This window comes from Sphingomonas sp. RB1R13, assembly GCF_036663775.1.
Classification (GTDB): domain Bacteria; phylum Pseudomonadota; class Alphaproteobacteria; order Sphingomonadales; family Sphingomonadaceae; genus Sphingomicrobium.
This window is the reverse complement of sequence record NZ_JAXOJM010000115.1, coordinates 1-1,043: the sequence shown is the minus strand read 5'-3', so window position 1 is coordinate 1,043 and position 1,043 is coordinate 1. Positions and strand designations below refer to the sequence as shown.

At 64.5% G+C, this 1,043-nt stretch carries 1 pseudogene; it reads left to right on the top strand.

From position 1 onward, the window contains the following. A pseudogene (locus U1700_RS15365) lies at window positions 1-1,043 on the top strand (excinuclease ABC subunit UvrA); the annotation flags it as partial.

The following is a 1,043-nucleotide window of genomic DNA, read 5'->3' as shown; positions in this document are numbered from 1 at the left end:
CCAAGTCCAACCCGCCCAGCCCCTATTATATGCAGGTGCTGGGCAGCCTGGCGCGCGAGTTCGGCTTCTCACTAGAGACGCCGTGGAAGGATTTGGAGGACAAGGTCCGCGACGCGATCCTGCATGGCACCAAGGGCAAGGCGGTCACGCTGACCTTTGTCGACGGCAAGAAGTCCTACGACGTGAAAAAGCCGTTCGAGGGCGTGATCGGCAACCTCAACCGCCGGATGCTCCAGACCGAAAGCGCCTGGATGCGCGAGGAGCTGGCCAACTACCAGTCGTCGCAGCCCTGCGAAGTCTGCCACGGCGCGCGGTTGAAGCCCGAGACGCTGGCGGTGAAGATCGCCATGCAGGACATCTCTTACGCCACCCATTTGTCGGTGGTCGATGCGCTGGCCTTCTTTACCGGCCTGCCCGAACATCTGACCGACCAGCAGCGCGCCATCGCGCAGCCGATCCTCAAGGAGATCGTCGAGCGGCTGGGCTTCCTCAACAATGTCGGCCTCGATTACCTCAATCTCGACCGGACCAGCGGCACGCTGTCGGGTGGCGAGAGCCAGCGCATCCGGTTGGCGTCGCAGATCGGCTCGGGGCTGTCGGGCGTGCTCTACGTGCTCGACGAGCCTTCCATCGGGCTTCACCAGCGCGACAACGACATGCTGCTCGCGACGCTGCGGCGGTTGCGCGACCTGGGCAACACGGTGCTGGTCGTCGAGCATGACGAGGATGCGATCCGCACCGCCGACTATGTCATCGACATGGGGCCAGGGGCGGGCGTGCATGGTGGCCAGATCGTCGCGCACGGCACGCTGAAGCAGCTGCTCAAGTCCAAGACCAGCGTCACCGCCGATTATCTGAACGGCACGCGCGAGGTCGCCGTGCCCGCCAAGCGGCGCAAGGGATCGGGCAAGAAGCTGACCGTGCACAGGGCGACGGCGAACAATCTGCAGGGCGTGACCGCGAGCATTCCGCTCGGCACCTTCACCTGCATCACCGGCGTGTCGGGATCGGGCAAGTCGAGCTTCACCATCGACACCCTCTAT